The 13573-nt window shown below is 39.0% G+C and carries 14 protein-coding genes; 10 read left to right on the forward strand and 4 right to left on the reverse strand.

The window, feature by feature from the left end; genetic code table 11:
• The first annotated feature begins 209 nt into the window (after window positions 1-209).
• The 10 genes from dnaN (at window position 210) to BM161_RS00875 (ending at window position 8279) form a co-directional block, all read left to right on the forward strand.
• Window positions 210-1331: a DNA polymerase III subunit beta gene (gene dnaN / locus BM161_RS00830; RefSeq protein WP_074929771.1), complete on the forward strand. Its 1122-nt coding sequence runs from the start codon at window positions 210-212 to the stop codon at window positions 1329-1331.
• Window position 1332: 1 nt separating this feature from the next.
• The gene (gene recF / locus BM161_RS00835; protein ID WP_074929773.1) at window positions 1333-2433 is read left to right on the forward strand and encodes a DNA replication/repair protein RecF; all 1101 of its coding nucleotides are present in this window, start codon (window positions 1333-1335) and stop codon (window positions 2431-2433) included.
• The gene (locus BM161_RS00840; RefSeq protein WP_074929774.1) at window positions 2426-2962 is read left to right on the forward strand and encodes a DciA family protein; all 537 of its coding nucleotides are present in this window, start codon (window positions 2426-2428) and stop codon (window positions 2960-2962) included. Before recF ends, BM161_RS00840 begins: the two co-directional genes overlap by 8 nt.
• Before the next feature lie 90 nt (window positions 2963-3052).
• A complete protein-coding gene (gene rpmH / locus BM161_RS00845; protein WP_022932870.1) occupies window positions 3053-3208 on the forward strand; it encodes a 50S ribosomal protein L34 in 156 nt (51 codons plus the stop codon).
• Window positions 3209-3218: 10 nt separating this feature from the next.
• The gene (rnpA, locus tag BM161_RS00850) at window positions 3219-3581 is read left to right on the forward strand and encodes a ribonuclease P protein component (RefSeq protein ID WP_074929775.1); all 363 of its coding nucleotides are present in this window, start codon (window positions 3219-3221) and stop codon (window positions 3579-3581) included.
• A gap of 4 nt (window positions 3582-3585) precedes the next feature.
• Window positions 3586-3843 carry a membrane protein insertion efficiency factor YidD gene (gene yidD / locus BM161_RS00855; protein WP_083425615.1) on the forward strand — a complete coding sequence of 86 codons (258 nt, stop codon included), beginning with the start codon at window positions 3586-3588 and terminating at the stop codon, window positions 3841-3843.
• A 12-nt stretch (window positions 3844-3855) separates the two neighbouring features.
• Window positions 3856-5670, forward strand: coding sequence for a membrane protein insertase YidC (yidC, locus tag BM161_RS00860; protein ID WP_074929776.1), 1815 nt, complete (start codon window positions 3856-3858; stop codon window positions 5668-5670).
• A 44-nt stretch (window positions 5671-5714) separates the two neighbouring features.
• On the forward strand, window positions 5715-6416 hold the full coding sequence (jag, locus tag BM161_RS00865; RefSeq protein ID WP_074929777.1) for an RNA-binding cell elongation regulator Jag/EloR: 702 nt from the start codon (window positions 5715-5717) through the stop codon (window positions 6414-6416).
• Window positions 6416-7228, forward strand: coding sequence for a DUF6675 family protein (locus BM161_RS00870; RefSeq protein WP_074929779.1), 813 nt, complete (start codon window positions 6416-6418; stop codon window positions 7226-7228). The genes jag and BM161_RS00870 overlap by 1 nt, the downstream gene beginning before the upstream one ends.
• 10 nt (window positions 7229-7238) lie before the next feature.
• Window positions 7239-8279, forward strand: coding sequence for a peptidylprolyl isomerase (locus BM161_RS00875; protein WP_074929781.1), 1041 nt, complete (start codon window positions 7239-7241; stop codon window positions 8277-8279).
• 104 nt (window positions 8280-8383) lie between these two features.
• Here BM161_RS00875 and metF read toward each other — a convergent pair whose 3' ends face one another.
• From metF to BM161_RS00895, 4 genes are all read right to left on the reverse strand, one after another.
• Window positions 8384-9283, reverse strand: a complete 900-nt coding sequence (metF, locus tag BM161_RS00880; RefSeq protein WP_074929782.1) for a methylenetetrahydrofolate reductase [NAD(P)H] — start codon at window positions 9281-9283, stop codon at window positions 8384-8386.
• 216 nt (window positions 9284-9499) lie between these two features.
• A complete protein-coding gene (locus BM161_RS00885) occupies window positions 9500-10897 on the reverse strand; it encodes a sodium-dependent transporter (protein ID WP_074929784.1) in 1398 nt (465 codons plus the stop codon).
• A gap of 91 nt (window positions 10898-10988) precedes the next feature.
• Entirely contained in the window at window positions 10989-12635 is a 1647-nt protein-coding gene (gene cls, locus BM161_RS00890) for a cardiolipin synthase (RefSeq protein WP_074929785.1), read from the reverse strand.
• Between the two features lie 53 nt (window positions 12636-12688).
• Window positions 12689-13573, reverse strand: coding sequence for an SPL family radical SAM protein (locus tag BM161_RS00895; protein ID WP_074929787.1), 885 nt, complete (start codon window positions 13571-13573; stop codon window positions 12689-12691).

A 13573-nucleotide genomic window follows, 5' to 3' on the forward strand; every position in this document is an offset into this window, starting at 1 on the left:
TCTTTAAAGTGGATAATTTGAAAAATATTAATTAGAATGTGGATATGTGGATAAATAGTTAATAAACCCACAATGCTTATTAACAATTTAATTCAAGTAAATACAAAGAATTAAATGAGTTTCCCACAGTATACACATACCTTATTATTATTATTACTAAATTTAAAAAATATAATAATTAATATACAAAGTGTGTAAGGAGAATAAAAATGAAATTTACATTTGACAGAGACGCAATGATTAAAGAAATTTCAATTGCGCAGGAAATTATTACCAATAAAAGTCCTGTTTCTATTCTTTCAAATATTCTTATAATAGCCGAAAATAATTCACTTACTATTAAGGCTACAGATTCAACAGTTAAGTTTACAACTGTAATTCCTGTTGATATTCAGGAACAGGGTCGTACAACAATTTTCTGCGACAAGTTCATGAGCATTCTTTCTTCTTTACCATCTGGAGAAATTGAGTTTATTCAGGAAGATATTGGTGTAACAATTAAACCAATTACTAAACGTGTTAAATTCCAGCTTAAGAGTCAGGCAAGCGATAAGTTCCCTGAGTCTGGCACAAGTGATAATGTTCCATTCTTTGAGATTCCTTCTAAAGATTTCAAAGAGATGATTAAGGAAACAATCTTTGCTGTTTCTGATGACCGTAACCGTTACTTCATGACTGGTGTTTACTTCATCAAAAATGGTGAGACACTTACAATGGTTGCAACTGATGGACGTCGTCTTTCTTGCGATAACAAAACTGGTTTCAGTGTTCCTGATTTCCAGCCTGCAATTATTCCTACTAAAATTCTTTCTTGTATTTTGAAGAATGCTCCTGATGAAGGAAACATTCAGATTGCAGTTGTAGACAAATCTATCTTTGTTAAATTTGGAAATCTTGAATTCTCTTCTGTTCTTATTGAAGGACAGTTCCCTAACTACCAAAAGGTAATTCCAGAAAATCTTACAATGTCATTCATGGTAAATAAGGCTGATCTTGATGCAGCTCTTAAACGTACAACAATCATGGTTGATAAAAAAGTAAGCAGAATTATTTTCAAGATTTCTTCTGGTGTTCTTAAATTGATTTCTCCAGATTCTGATATCGGTTCTGCAGATGAAGAGATTCCTTGCCGCTACGATGGTCAGGAAATTTCTATGGCATTGAACTTCACTTATGTAACAGAACCACTCAAGGTTATTGATTCAGAAAATGTTGTTTTTGATTTTAATATCAATGATGTTGATGGTGATGCAAATATTACTAAGGCTGTAATTATGCGCAGTGAAACTGGCGGAGATTACATCCACGTAATTATGCCAATGAATTACTAGGATGCCATTTCTTTATCAGACTTTTTATAATTTTCGCAATCTGAAAAATGACAAGATAGACCTTTCGAACAGAGAGGTCTATTTTGTTGGTGAAAACGGGCAGGGTAAAAGTAATATTCTTGAATCGCTTTATTATGCCTCTTATGGAATTTCTTTCAGAACTCATGTTGATGGACAGATTGTAAAAAAAGGTGAAAAAGATTTCAGTGTAAATTCAATGTTCAAAAAAGGCGAAGACGATATTCAGCGCGTCTCTGTAATTTTTGAAAATAATAAAAAACGAATTGAAAAAAACGGAAAAAAAATTCAGGACAGAAAAGAACTTATCAATACAATTCCGTGCATTCTTTTTTGTCATGATGATCTGCGCTTTGCAACAGGCGAACCTGAAGCTCGAAGATTTTTTATTGATCAGTCGCTCACTTTATATGATTCAACTTATATTGACGATTTAAGAAATTACAAAAAAGTTTTAAAGAGTCGTAATCAGATTTTAAAAAATAAACAGTATGATATGCTGGATGCTTTTGATAACCAGCTTGCATATTATGGTCTGATAATTCAGGAAAAACGTAAGAAAGCAATTTTTCTTTTTAATCAGATTTTTGGAAAAGTTTTTGAAGAGATAAGTGGAATTGAAGGAGTGTCAATTAACTATCATCCATCCTGGAAAGAACAGGATCTTGATGGCGAAAAAATTTTTCCTGCTTCGCAGGATATTTTAAATTTGCTTCTCACACAAAGAGATAGAGATAAGAACTTAGAAACAACACTTTCCGGCCCGCACCGTGATAGAATTGATTTTGTTAAAGATCATCATCTTTTTATTCCGACTGCGTCGACAGGGCAGTGTCGTTTAATTTCACTTTTGTTAAGAGTTGCGCAGTCAATTTATTATACCCGCGCGACCGGCCTTCGGCCGGTACTTTTGATGGACGATGTTCTTCTGGAACTTGATCCTGACAAGAGAGCAAAACTAACAGCAATGCTTCCCGAGTATGACCAGCTCTTCTGTACTTTTTTACCGGGCGAACCATATGAACGCTATATGCATGACACAACAAAAGTGTATAAAATAAAGCAGGGTGAATGGTATGAATAATCAGATAATTTCCGCCGCCGACATGATGCTTCAGGCCGCAAATATTGGAACCTCAGATGCAAATGAAATTTGCAGCGTCTGGAAAAAAGTTGTTTCCGGTGTGCGCTCAAATAGATTTGAATCCGAAGATAGTGAAAAGAGAATTCCAATTGGAGAGCGCCTTGCCGGAAATACGAGAGTCATTGATTTAAAGAATGGAGTTCTTCTTGTAGAGACAGATCATCCCGGCTGGATACAGTATCTTAAGATGTATCAGAAATTTATTATTAATGGTCTTAAGATGAATCTGCCGAATTTGAAGATAAGCACACTTGCTTTTAGAGTGGCCGGCGAAAAGGTTAGCCTGAGTGAAAGCTATGAAAGTCAGGTGAAGAAAGAACGCAATGAAATGGAGGCTCGTCTTGCAAAGCAGGAAAAGGAGCTTAAAAAGTATGATAAAGAGAAAAAAACTACTTCTGAGCTGCCTCCAGAGCTTCTTGCCAAATTTGACAGTATAAGAAACAGCATGCTTGACCTATCGCAAGAATAAATGATATATTTTATTACTATTTTTGTATTTCGATATTAAGATAACTTTAATAGGAAATCTTTAAAATAATATATATAAGGAGTACGTTCCATGAAAAGAACATATCAACCAAGCAAAGTAAAGCGCAACAGAAAATTTGGATTCAGAGCTCGTATGGCAACTAAAGGCGGACGCAAGGTACTTGCTAGAAGACGTGCTAAGGGTCGCGCAAAGCTCTCAGTTTCTGACGAAAAGAAGAAGTACTAATTTTTTAGGGATGGAAACAGACTTGATAAAAACGGGATTTTTTAAACGTGACGAGCGGATAAAGAATCCCGCTGATTTTAAAAAGCTGTTTAAAAACGGAAAAAAGATAAGTATTCCGGGAGCAAAGCTTTTCTATTTAGAGAACGGCCTTGGAATGAATCGAGTCGGTTTTCCTTTGATGCGCGGCTACGGTAACGCGGTCGAAAGGAACTTATCAAAAAGGTACAGCCGTGAAGTCTATCGATTACTAAAATCACATCTGAACACCGGGTATGACATGTTATTCTTAATATATCCCGGAAATGATTCGTTCCACTCGCGATGTGATCAAATTCGTTTATTGTGTCAAAAGGCAGGATTAATTCAGGAATAAGGCTATGTTGAAAAAACTGGCCGTCATTGCAGGCGGAGCCATAAGTAAATTTTTCACAAAACTTTTCTGTTTTCTAATTCGTGCTTATCAAATTTGTATTTCACCATTGCTGGGGAAAAACTGCAGATTTACTCCCACTTGTTCTGCATATGCCCTTGAAGCAATAAAAAAATACGGTCCTGGTAAGGGCCTTTTACTTTCGATTAAACGAGTTCTCAAATGCAATCCATTTCACGAAGGCGGCTATGACCCTGTACCGTGAGGTTTTTAAAATATGGATAAAAATACTATATGGGCAATTGTCCTCTCAACACTTGTTATTATTGGTTCTTATCTGATTTTGCCTAAATTCTTCCCTGGTCTTAATATGATGGGCTTTGGAAAGCAGGCAAATGCACAGACAACAACAGAAGAAACTGCAGAACCACAGGAGTTCTCTCTTGATGATTCAGCAGAAGTTAGCGAACTTTCAATCGCTGCTGATTATGATGAAGAATCAGAAGATCAGCCTGCTCTTGTTGAACAGAAATATACTATTACAACAGATAAAGTAGAAGCTGTTTTCACAAATAAGGGTGGAGACATCATCAGCTATAAGCTTCTTGACCATAAAGATATGGATACAAACGACTTTGTTCAGCTGTCAGATAACGTAAACAGCAAAAACAGAACCTGTGCCATTTCTTTTGGAAAAGCAGAAGAAAAAATCATCGACGAAATCTTCAATACAGAAACAGATGGTAAGACAATCACCTTTACAAAAACAATGAATGTAAACGGTAAGAAAACAACAATGCGCAAAGTTTATTCTTTTATGGACGGCGAGTATGTTTTCAAGCTGGATGTTCTTATTCATACTGCAGATTCAAACGGACTTGATCTTGGCGGAACTTCTTACACAATCAGAACTTCTCCACAGATTGGACCACACTTTAATCCAAAGCAGAATCGTTATGAACGCCGTGAGTTTATTACTTTCAACGGCAACAAATATAAGAAGATTATGCTTAGCAATGGTCAGTTCAAGGAATATGACAAAGATCTTATCTGGGCCGGAATTGCCGGAAAATACTTTGTTGAACTTATGATTCCTTCTGCACCAGAAAAAATCAACACAAGTAAATATTCTTCACAGGTTGAAGTAAATAATTATGCAAATGCTCAGGCATTTATTGAGCGTGCTGCTTTCTCAGGTTCAGATATTTCTGATACTTACTATATGTACTTTGGTCCTCGTAATGATAAGGATCTTAAGCGCTATAATATTGCAGAAAACAATGGCTGGAACCTTGGTGGTAAGAAAGTAACTCAGGCATTACAGACAAGTGGCTGGCTCAACTGGCTGGAAAAGATTCTTAAGGTAGTTCTTGAGATGCTGAATAAGCTTTTCCATAACTGGGGTGTTTCAATCATCATAATGACTCTTATTCTTAAGGTAATTATGTTCCCACTTTCTAAGAAACAGTCTCTTGGTTCTCTTAAGATGCAGGAACTTCAGCCAAAGATGCAGGCTCTTCAGGAAAAATATAAGGGTGATCAGCAGAAGCTTCAGCAGGAAACTTCTAAGCTTTATCAGCAGGCTGGATATAACCCTGCAAGCGGATGTCTCCCAATGCTGTTCCAGTTCCTTATTCTTTTTGCTATGTATAACCTCTTTAACAACTACTTCGAATTCCGTGGTGCTATGTTTATTCCACACTGGATTCCAGACCTTTCTACAGGTGATGTTGTAAAGACTTTCAATTTCAATATTCCTTTACTTGGTAACCAGCTTCGTCTTTTACCTGTAATCTATGTGGGTACTCAGTTGTTATCTGGTAAGATCACACAGTATGGTCAGACAACAGCTCCAGGTCAGAGTCAGGCTACAATGAAGTTTATGATGTACGGTATGCCATTGATGTTCTTCTTTATGTTCTACAATGCACCGTCTGGACTTCTTCTTTACTGGCTTACAAGTAACGTACTTCAGATTTTCCAGCAGCTTATCATCAATAAGATGATGAAAGAAAAGCGTGCTGAAAAAGAAGCAGGAAAACCTGCCGCAAAAGTACAGAAGACATTGCCACCTAAGGCTAAAAGAAAATAGATCCCGAATCAAGTTCGGGATGACACATACAGGAGATAAATAAAATGACTTACGAGTTTGAAGGAAAAACTGAAAAAGAAGCTATTGAAGTTGCAGTAAATGAGCTTGGACTTGAACGTGATCAGTTTGATGTTGAGATTCTTGAAACACAGAAAAACTCAATTTTCAAAAAGGGTTACGTAAAAATCAGAGTTCATACACTTGATGATAATGATGGTAGTGCAGGCTGGAGTGGAGACGCTTCAGAAGAAAAGCACTCACGCCTTGTTGCAGATCCTCTTCCACAGGGTGAATTTGAACAGAAACTTATTGAATTCATCAAAACTATGGTTGAAAAGATGGGTTATGATGTAAAGGTTGAAGTTTCTTACCGCGAAGAAAAGAAGCTTGGAATTCGCCTTGATTCTTCTTATTCTTCAATCCTTATTGGTCGTAAGGGTAAGAACCTTGATGCTCTTCAGCTTCTTGCAAACATCTACGCTGGCCGCCTTGGTCACGAAGAAGTTCGCGTAATTCTTGATACAGAAAACTACAGAATTCGCCGTGAGGAAACTCTTGTTCGCCTCGCATATACAACAGCAGATAAGGTTCGCCTTTCGCACAACTCTATTCTGCTTGAACCAATGAATCCGTTTGAGAGACGTCTCATTCACACAACTTTGAACGATATCCCAGATGTTGAAACAAAGAGTGAAGGTGAGGGCGTATTCAAGCAGGTTCGCGTTCTTTACAAAGGAATTCGCTAATGGCATTAAATCTTATTAAGAAGGTAAGTCTTGTTCTTTTTGCCGGTGCTGCATTTGCAGGAACTTGTTTTGCAGGTGAAAACGCAAAGGCAAAAGAACTTGTAGGTGCTAAGTATTATGATGCACTCGTAAAAAACGGGATTGTATCAGAATACCGTGATGATGGTTCTACTGGTTTCCGTCTTCTGCCAGAATCTGTTTATAGCAGCAAAATCAATGGCAGTATGATTTCTAAGGATCCAAAGAACTATCCTTACACTTACGAAGGACTTTATCTTCTGAGTAAAAAAGAGCTTCTTGCAAAAGGAAGCTCTGGAAAAAGCTCAATCACAATTGATGATGTTTCAAAGGTTGTCCGCTCAATCTCTAAAATGCAGGGTATGACTTATTTCTCTTCTACAAAGAATAAGGAATGTGTTCTGTATGAAAAGACATATATGATTGCCGGACCATACGATAAAACAAAGATTGCAGATCAGAATACAGGAAATGCAGACGGACAGGTTTCTTACTGTCTTCAGGATGATAACAGCTTTGGTGTGAATACTTATAAGCTTTCATACTTCCAGAAAGATGATACATTGCTTTGCAATTTCAGCATTCTGGATAAGATGGGAATTGGCCCATTCAAGGCAATTTATCCTGGAAAGATGATTATCAACATTCTTGTAATTGATTGTGGTGATGATCTTTTGCTTTATCTGAACACAGATTTGGACAGCGTAAAGTTCCCAGGCATTAAGGGTCAGATTACTGATTCAATGTCTTCGAGAATGGACGCAGTTTATAAATGGTTTACAACTCAATTCTAAGAGGGAAAAAATGAAAATCAAAAAAACTATTATTGCAGGACTTATGGCAATCTTTACATTAGCATCTTGCACAGCCGCAGGTTCTAAGGGGAAAAACATGGAAGCATTGAAAGGAAAGGAAGGCGTTTTTGCCGTTCTTGAAACAGAAAAGGGAACAATTGTTCTTAATCTTTTTTACAAAGAAACACCAATGACAGTTGCAAACTTTGTTGGTCTTGCAGAGGGAACTCTTGATGCAGCAAAAGGAAAGCCATTTTATGATGGTTTGAAATTCCACCGTGTAATTGAAAACTTTATGATTCAGGGTGGTGATCCAAAGGGTAATGGTACTGGCGGTCCTGGATATAAGTTTGCTGATGAATTTGTTGAAGGTTATATTTTTGATAAGCCTGGTAAGCTTGCTATGGCTAACTCTGGTACTAATACAAACGGAAGCCAGTTCTTCATTACACACGTTCCAACAGACTGGCTCAACTACAAACACACAATTTTTGGTGAGGTTCTTGCAGGACAGGATGTTGTAAATGCTGTGGCTCAGGGCGATTCCATTAAGTCTTTGACAATTGTTCGCCAGGGTAAAGATGCAGAAGCTTTCAAGGTAACTCAGGCAAGCTTTGACGCTCTTAAGGCTGAGGGTGCTAAGAAGGCTGCTTCTTTCAAAGAAGAAATGGCTAAGAAAACAATTGCAAAGGTAATTGAAGGCTGTGAAAAATCTAAGAGTGGTATTTACTATCAGATTATTAAGCAGGGAAGCGGCCCGGTTTGTGGAAAGGGAAAGAAAGTTACTGTTGAGTACAAAGGATACCTTCCAGATGGTCAGCTTTTTGATGCTTCAAAAGAATTCCACCCACAGGGACATGAACCAATTGAATTTACTACAGCTGGTGGTCAGATGATTCCTGGTTTTGATGAAATGGTTCAGGAAATGAAATACGGTGAAACAAGAAAGATGGTAATTCCACCTGAGCTCGCTTATGGAAGCTACGGTGTTCCACAGGCTGGTATTCCTGGTGATTCTTATATCTGTTTTGATGTGAAATTAGTTAAGTAAGGCAATAGATTGCCGCGTCGCTCACTACGTTCGCTCCTCGCAATGACACGTAAAGGTCTTGTGGGGAGCGATTTTTTTTGTCATTGCGAGCGTAGCGAAGCAATCTATTTTAAAATTGGTGGGACGTCGAAAAGGCTTTTTGTTGCTTCGTAAATCTTGCGAGCCACAAGAGGGTTATTCATTGTGTAAAGGTGAATACCCTGTACGCCGTGAGTAACGAGGTCTATAATCTGATCAATGGCGTAAGCGATTCCGGCGTCGCGGATAGCTTCCGGATGATCTCCGTAGCGGTCCATCATATCTGTAAACTTTTTAGGAAGCACGGCGTTTGTCATGCTTACCATTCGTTCAATAGATTTCTTATTTGTTGCCGGCATGATACCAGCTTCAATCGGAACATTAATTCCTTTTATCTGGCAGCGTTCGAGGAAGCGGTAGAACTGGTCGTTATCGAAGAAAAGCTGTGAGAGCAAATGGCTTGCTCCAGCATCAACCTTCTGTTTAAGATAATCAATGTCTTCATAAACATTTTTTGACTGAGGGTGAAGCTCAGGATAGCAGGCACCAAAAATCTTAAAGTATTTTCCGTCTGTGCGTTTTTCATCAAAATCCTTAATAAACTGAATTAAGTCACTGGCGTGATGGAAATCTCCAGAAGGTTCTTTGCCTTCAACTCGATCTCCGCGAAGGGCAAGAATATTTTCGATTCCTGCCTGCTGGAATTGTTCAAGAACATACTGGGCATCCTGCTTTGTCATATTAAGACAAGGCATATGTATAACTGACTGTACCTGACAGACATCTTTTATATGCCTTGCAATTTCTACAGAGTTGTTGCAGTTTTCACTTCCGCCGGCGCCAAAGGTTACTGAGATAAAATCTGGTGAAAGACCTTTAAGCTCATCAAGGGTAGAATAAATTGTATCGATGGGCATTGTCTTTTTTGGTGGGAATACTTCGAATGAGAAGATTGTTTTCTTTGTGAGATCAGATTCAAAAATCATGTTGTTATTATAAACAGAAACGGGGATGTGGTAAAGATAGAAGTGATTTTAGAATGGGTTAGCGATTGGAGCCACGCCGAAGGCGGCCACCGCAGTACCGGTGGTTGAGTTTGTCGAAACCACCGGTGCGAGGAGGCTGGAGCGCTTAGCGCGGAATGGCGGAAAGCGCGACCACAACAGCGGCGAAGCCGTTGTTGTGGGAACCTCCTGGATAAATTAAAGAATACCGATACCCTTGAGGAGGATGATGAAAAGAAGGATTGGTGCAACGAACTTAATCATTACAATGTAGAGAGTCTTGCGACCGAACTTTTCACCATTGAGGGTAATTTCATCAATTGTTGTCTGTGGCTTAGCAACCCAACCGATAAGGATACAAGTAAGAAGACCAATGATTGGCATGAGAACGTTGTTACTTGCGTAGTCGAGGATGTCGAGAATCTGACCAACACTGCCGTTTGGAAGTTTGAGGTCGAAGTAGAATACGTTGTATCCAAGACAAACGATGATTGAAACAACAAATGTGCTTACGGCCATAATGAATGCTGAACGGCGGCGGCTCCACTTGAACTTATCCATCATAGAAGAAGTGATTGCTTCGAGAATAGAAACTGCAGAAGTAAGAGCTGCGAACATTACCATTACAAAGAAAATCAAACCAATGAAATCACCAAACTTACCGAGAGAGTTGAATACCTTTGGAAGAGTGATGAACATAAGTCCTGGACCAGCAGACATACCTTCTTTTCCGCTGAAAACAAATACGGCTGGAATAATCATCATACCAGCGAGAATTGCAACACCGGTATCGAAGATTTCAATCTGGTTTACAGACTTGTTGAGGTTTTCATCCTTCTTCATGTAAGAGCCGTAAGCAATCATAATACCCATAGCAATTGAGAGTGAGTAGAAGAGCTGTCCCATAGCATCAAGACAAACTGTAAGGAAACCTTTGAATGTGAGTCCTTCAAAATTTGGAATGAAGTAAATTGCTGCACCCTGAAGACCTGTGCGTGTTACACCGTTTGCATCTGTATGTTTGATGAACAAAGCATAGAAGGCAATGAATACAACGATTACAAAAAGAATAGGCATGAGGATTTTTGAGTAACGCTCGATACCATGCTCAACTCCCTTATAAACGATAATAAAACAGAGAATTGCAAAAAGAGCACAGTAGAAAATCGGCTGCCACTGAGAAGTGATAAAGCCTGTAAAGAATCCGTCTTCAACTGCAACCTGGCCCTGGAAAGCAAGATAGCTGAACATATACTTCATTACCCAGCCACCGATTACACAGTAGTAAGGATAAATGATGAATGGTACTACGAAAGAGAAGATTCCGAGGAAGCCCCATTTCTTACTGATTTTTGAATAAGCAGTAAGAGGACTTTCCTGTGTCTTTCTACCAATTGCAACTTCTGTAATGAGAAGTGCAAAACCGAATGTAAGAGCGAGAGCGAGATAGACTACGAGGAAGAGTCCACCGCCATCTTTTGCAGCGAGATATGGGAAGCGCCAGATGTTTCCGAGACCTACGGCACTACCAGCTGCGGCAAGAACGAACCCGATTGAACTGGTAAACGAGTTGCGCTGTTTTGTTTGAGTTTCCATAAATAAACCTCTAAAAAATTTTTTTACGGAAAATATTTTAACATAAAAAAGGGGTGTGCGTCATTAGAAGAGATTGTTATTGAAGGAAGTCTTAAAACAGTGGTGCGAAGATGCGGAAAAGGCGGCCGAGTGCTCTCTGATAAAAAGGAATCTTTTTGTAATCGCCTTTCTGCATGTGAGTACAGTCTTTGAGGGTTTCATCAAAATCTGCTTTTGCATCGTGTACCACTGGGGAGTCTATAAAGACAACTCCGTTTTCAAAATGATGATAGAGGCTTCTGTAGTCGAGATTCACTGAACCAATGGTTGCGATATGGTTGTCAGCGATGAACATTTTAGAATGGATAAAACCTTTGTTGTAGAGATAAACTTTTATTCCGTTATCAACAAAAGATTCGAGATAGGTTTTTCCAATACAGAAGGTCAGAAGATGATCAGGAATTGATGGAACAATAATAGAAACTTCAACTCCACGGGCTGCGGCAAAGAAGAGGGCTTCCTGTAACTGGTTATCTATGAGGATATAAGGAGTTGTGATGTTCAGATATTTTTTTGCATTATTTATGATGTATAGATAAATATTTTCTGCGATGTCTTTGTTGTTGAAAAAGTCGTCGCCGTAAGGGATTGTGATGCCTGAATTTTGGGTATGGGCTGGCTGAGTTTCGACATCCTGGTGTTGGCCGAAGTCCTGCAGTGCGGTGAGGTCCGGAAGATATGGTGAAAAATCTTCCGGGGTTTTTGAATAGAGATTCCAGTTTTGAAGGAAGAGCTGCATAAAGGTGTGGACTGCGGTGCCCTGAATTTTTACGGCATTGTCTTTCCAATATGCAAATCGGTTTTTACCACGATTGAAATATTCGTTTGCAAGATTGAGTCCGCCGGTGAAAGCTATCTTGCCGTCGATGATTACGATTTTACGGTGGTCACGGTTATTGAGGTGTGTTGAAACAATTGGAATGATAGGGAGAAAAACGCGGGATTCAACCCCTTTAGATTTAAGATATTTCTGATAGAACGAAGTGGAAGCTACAGGGGAGCCGAGACCGTCACATAGTATGCGGATCTCAACACCATTTTTATGACGCTCCTGTAGTGCTTTCAAAATCTCGTTCCACGAGCTGTCTACATTGATTATAAAAAACTCAAGAAAAATAAATTTCTGAGCGTTTTTTATTTCTTCCAGCAGGTCTGGGAAAAAAGTTTCGCCATTGGGATAATAAGTTGTATTACAGTTTTTGTACGGAAAGAAAAAATTATTTGTGAGGTAGTAGATTAAATCTGCAGATGGATTTTTAGAGAACTCGCGTATTAATTTTTTCTGTTCACTGAGTGAAGTGGGAATGCTTGCTGGCAGAAGTATTTCGGTTTGCTCGCGGAGAAGGTTCAGGCGTTTTGAGTGGCGGCGAGAACCGCGGTTTGTATGATACATAAGATAGGCAGCAATACTGAACAAAGGAACGAAAATCATTGGAACGATCCAAGCGAGCTTGAACTCGTTGCGTCCTTTTTTGTTCACTATGAAAATCATAAAGCCTGCTGTGAGGGCGAGGGAAATTCCAAAATAGACTTCGAGGTATTTTTCGAGTCGGAAAATGAAAAAGGCCAGAAGGAAGATTTGAATGGCGATGAACAGGAAGTTGATTATGAGACGGCTGTAAACGTTCTTATGAAAGATTTTGAAACGCTTTTTGTCTTTGATGATTTCATAATTTGTTTTTTTAGAATGCTTTTTCATAATCAATTAAATAATAAACTGATTAGTCAATTTTGTCATTCATACCTTTGTTATTAAAATAATTCTGGTTGAAGAGGGTCTTTGTCTGGAAACTCTTCTATCCATTTGAAAACAGAATCAGTACCTAGCATGATGTTGTTGCGTTTACAGAGTTGTGAGAGATAAGACATAAGGGCGTGACTGTTCGGACTGTTTACCATGTAATTGTAACCGAAAGTTTTTATGTAGCGTTGCTTGAGAGAAATCTGATCAGCAGAAAGTGATGGAAAATTACGGTCCAAGGCGGCATAAAAATATTCGCGGTTACCTTCTCGCAAAGTGAGCCCAATTCCAAAGCAGATGATGGCGTGAACTCCGGCTCGGGCACAAAGGTCTACAATGCCTTCGATATTTTCTTTTGTGTCGTTTATGAATGGGAGAAGCGGGCTGAACCAGACAACAGTTGGAATGCCGGCTTCGTGACAGGCCTGAAGAACTTCGAAGCGTCGGCTTGTTGGACAGACATTGGGTTCAATTTTTTTACAGAGAGTGTCGTCTGCGGTGGTGAGTGTCATTTGAACTACAGCCTTTGTTTTTTGATTTATGTGAGTAAGAATGTCGAAGTCGCGAAGTACAAGATCTGACTTAGTAATAAGTGTTGCACCAAAATTATAATGGTCTATGATTTCGAGGCAGCGGCGTGTAAGCTGGAGTTCTTTTTCTAAAGGGATGTAAGGATCGCACATAGAGCCGGTACCTATCATGCAGCGCTTTCGCTTTTTTTTGAGAGCGGCTTCGAGAAGCTCGGGTGCGTTTTGTTTTACTTCTATGTCTTCAAAGTCATGAGTAAACTGATAACATTTACTTCGTGAATCACAATAGATGCAACCGTGGGAGCATCCACGATAGATGTTCATACTGTGAGGAGTAAGAATTGTTTTTGCGTTCACGAAGTGCAT

The sequence above is a fragment of the Treponema bryantii genome (assembly GCF_900113965.1).
GTDB lineage: Bacteria > Spirochaetota > Spirochaetia > Treponematales > Treponemataceae > Treponema_D > Treponema_D bryantii_A.

Bases quoted from the DNA above. Each gene is read 5' to 3' on its own strand.
- dnaN (WP_074929771.1), top strand. From the start codon at position 210: ATGAAATTTACATTTGACAGAGACGCAATGATTAAAGAAATTTCAATT.
- recF (WP_074929773.1), top strand. From the start codon at position 1,333: ATGCCATTTCTTTATCAGACTTTTTATAATTTTCGCAATCTGAAAAAT.
- BM161_RS00840 (WP_074929774.1), top strand. From the start codon at position 2,426: ATGAATAATCAGATAATTTCCGCCGCCGACATGATGCTTCAGGCCGCA.
- rpmH (WP_022932870.1), top strand. From the start codon at position 3,053: ATGAAAAGAACATATCAACCAAGCAAAGTAAAGCGCAACAGAAAATTT.
- rnpA (WP_074929775.1), top strand. From the start codon at position 3,219: ATGGAAACAGACTTGATAAAAACGGGATTTTTTAAACGTGACGAGCGG.
- yidD (WP_083425615.1), top strand. From the start codon at position 3,586: ATGTTGAAAAAACTGGCCGTCATTGCAGGCGGAGCCATAAGTAAATTT.
- yidC (WP_074929776.1), top strand. From the start codon at position 3,856: ATGGATAAAAATACTATATGGGCAATTGTCCTCTCAACACTTGTTATT.
- jag (WP_074929777.1), top strand. From the start codon at position 5,715: ATGACTTACGAGTTTGAAGGAAAAACTGAAAAAGAAGCTATTGAAGTT.
- BM161_RS00870 (WP_074929779.1), top strand. From the start codon at position 6,416: ATGGCATTAAATCTTATTAAGAAGGTAAGTCTTGTTCTTTTTGCCGGT.
- BM161_RS00875 (WP_074929781.1), top strand. From the start codon at position 7,239: ATGAAAATCAAAAAAACTATTATTGCAGGACTTATGGCAATCTTTACA.
- metF (WP_074929782.1), bottom strand. From the start codon at position 9,283: ATGATTTTTGAATCTGATCTCACAAAGAAAACAATCTTCTCATTCGAA.
- BM161_RS00885 (WP_074929784.1), bottom strand. From the start codon at position 10,897: ATGGAAACTCAAACAAAACAGCGCAACTCGTTTACCAGTTCAATCGGG.
- cls (WP_074929785.1), bottom strand. From the start codon at position 12,635: ATGAAAAAGCATTCTAAAAAAACAAATTATGAAATCATCAAAGACAAA.
- BM161_RS00895 (WP_074929787.1), bottom strand. From the start codon at position 13,573: ATGCACTTCGTGAACGCAAAAACAATTCTTACTCCTCACAGTATGAAC.